The following is a 2,260-nucleotide window of genomic DNA, read 5'->3' as shown; positions in this document are numbered from 1 at the left end:
CACCCTTGAAAGTGATTTTACCGGAGCCCTGATTAGGGTCGTCTGCCAGTACATTAAAAGCAACGCCTGATAATAGTGCAGTTGCAACAACAGACAGGAGCATTTTTTTAGACATGAATATAACCTTTGCTAAATTAAATATTGTAAGTATGCATGGGATAACATATATTTTGTGTCTATGTTTCCCTGTTTACAAACATAACATGCTGAAATGATTTTCAGCTTGTTATATTTACTAAATTTAATTTTTAGGGAAACTTAAAAAATATTGTTGGTGAATAAATTTGCTCGTAAAAACATCATTTTGTGGTGCTGTTAAGCAAATCTATTCGCTGTAATTATTGATTTTTGGATATAATATTCAAAAAAAGATTTTTGCTATACCTTTTGTGCTGTTCATTTTTTTTTGCAAAAAAGCCAGGAACGATAAATAGACGAGTTTATTCAGGCCGCCATAATCCGCAGAATGATATTCTTTAACTGCTTTATATATTCTATTTCCACGTGCATGATTAATTCTGATGTTAATATTTTTATAAATATCTCAATTATATTAGGTGTGTAGCTAAGATTTAGCTTTGTTTGATTGTATGATCAAAATCATATACATCTTTGGATATTTTGTGGTTATATGAATATATCGAATGGCGTGGATATTTTTTGTAATATCACAACGTTGGGAATGTTAATGAGAAGGTTAAAAGGATGTATATTTCCTGGTGCTGGATTGTATTGATTGCTCTGGTTGTGGTGGGATATTTTCTGCATTTGAAACGTTATTGTCGGGCGTTTCGCCAGGACAGAGACGCTCTGCTGGAGGCGCGGAACAAATACTTAAACAGTGCGAGAGAAGAGACAGCAGAAAAATTGAAATAGGACTTTAGTGAAGCCAGCAGATGTTGTCCATATGCTGGACAACATCTGGCGTTGTTTTCAGCCGATTCCCGCCGTTTGTAGCAGCACCAGGCTGAAGCCCATTACAGACATCCCGCACAGTACGCCGTAGCTGGGGTTATTATTGGGATCGATCTCTTTGGCCAGCGGCATTAATTCGTCGACAGAAAGCGCGACCATAATTCCGGCGACTGCCGCCATAATTGCTGCCATAACGACTGGTGATATCATGCTGCCGAGGATCAACCACGCCAGAATGCCGCCGAGAATTTCCGCCAGCCCAGAAATACCCGCCCACAGAATCGCCGTTCGTTTCGAGCCCGTTGCCGCGTAAACTGGACCCGCCACCGCCAGACCTTCAGGAATATTGTGTAATGCGACGGCCAGAGCGATGCCAAAGCCCAGCTCCAGGTTGCTGCTTGCCGTCACAAAGGTGGCGATCCCTTCCGGGAAGTTATGCAGGCTGATGCCCAGGGTCAATAAAATAGCGGTGCGTTTGATCGATTTTGGCAACGGTTGCACCGATTTTTGCATTAAATCTTGTGGATGGGCATGGGGTAACATACGGTCCAGACCAAAATAGCCCAGCAGACCGAAGATAAACATCCCATACCCCAATACCGGTGACATTCCTTCGGCGGCTAATGCGGCGGGGAGCATTTCCATCAACGAGATGAGTAGCATAATTCCTGCCGCAAACCCCAGCGAAAACGCCAGTAATCTGTTCGAGGGTTTTTGCCCAAGAACGCCGAGAAACGCGCCAATAAATGTGGCTGCCCCCGCCAGTATGGTCAGAGTGAGAGGTACTGACATCGACAACTCCTTATAAACCTTCGCCTTCAGGCAGATCTTCAAAATAACTGATGATGATCATCATTGTTATCCGGGTTCTTACTCCGTCGAACAAGCGTATTGTGAGGATATCAAAATGACACCTTTAGTTAAGGATATCATCATGTCTTCAATACGTATGCCAGCATTGTTTTTAGGTCACGGTAGCCCGATGAATGTGCTGGAAGATAATCTGTATACCCGTAGCTGGCAGACGTTGGGGATGACATTGCCACGTCCGAAAGCGATTGTCGTGGTTTCCGCGCACTGGTTTACCCGAGGTATGGGGGTTACTGCGATGGAAGCACCGCCTACTATTCATGACTTTGGCGGCTTTCCTCAGGCGCTTTATGACACTCATTACCCTGCTCCCGGATCGCCTGCACTGGCGCAGCGACTGGTCGAACTGTTAGCTCCTGTCCCAGTGACGCTTGATAAAGATGCCTGGGGTTTTGATCACGGTTCCTGGGGCGTGCTGATTAAGATGTATCCAGAAGCAGATATTCCAATGGTGCAGTTGAGTATCGATAGGGTG

General features: G+C 44.4%; 3 protein-coding genes and 1 pseudogene. 2 read left to right on the top strand and 2 right to left on the bottom strand.

Annotated elements, in window-relative coordinates:
- A pseudogene (locus EA14781_RS26120) lies at positions 1 to 115 on the bottom strand (fimbrial-like protein); the annotation flags it as partial.
- Between the two features lie 590 nt (positions 116 to 705).
- Between EA14781_RS26120 and EA14781_RS26030 the strand changes: the two are divergent.
- A complete protein-coding gene (locus EA14781_RS26030) occupies positions 706 to 876 on the top strand; it encodes a hypothetical protein (RefSeq protein WP_000275976.1) in 171 nt (56 codons plus the stop codon).
- A 57-nt stretch (positions 877 to 933) separates the two neighbouring features.
- Here the strand turns inward: EA14781_RS26030 and zupT are convergent, their stop codons facing one another.
- Positions 934 to 1,707, bottom strand: a complete 774-nt coding sequence (zupT, locus tag EA14781_RS22095; RefSeq protein ID WP_002461182.1) for a zinc transporter ZupT — start codon at positions 1,705 to 1,707, stop codon at positions 934 to 936.
- Positions 1,708 to 1,849: 142 nt separating this feature from the next.
- Here zupT and ygiD point away from each other — a divergent pair.
- On the top strand, positions 1,850 to 2,260 hold a 411-nt coding region (gene ygiD / locus EA14781_RS22090), incomplete at its 3' end, for a 4,5-DOPA-extradiol-dioxygenase (RefSeq protein ID WP_042336355.1).

Origin of the sequence: Escherichia albertii NBRC 107761 = DSM 17582, assembly GCF_000759775.1 — a bacterium.
GTDB classification, from domain to species: Bacteria; Pseudomonadota; Gammaproteobacteria; order Enterobacterales; family Enterobacteriaceae; genus Escherichia; species Escherichia albertii.
Note: the sequence above shows the minus strand (reverse complement) of the source record. Positions and strands in the feature narration are given on the sequence as shown.

What these genes read in the sequence shown, in the direction of transcription:
- EA14781_RS26030 (WP_000275976.1), top strand. Translation starts at nt 706, where the DNA reads ATGTATATTTCCTGGTGCTGGATTGTATTGATTGCTCTGGTTGTGGTG.
- zupT (WP_002461182.1), bottom strand. Translation starts at nt 1,707, where the DNA reads ATGTCAGTACCTCTCACTCTGACCATACTGGCGGGGGCAGCCACATTT.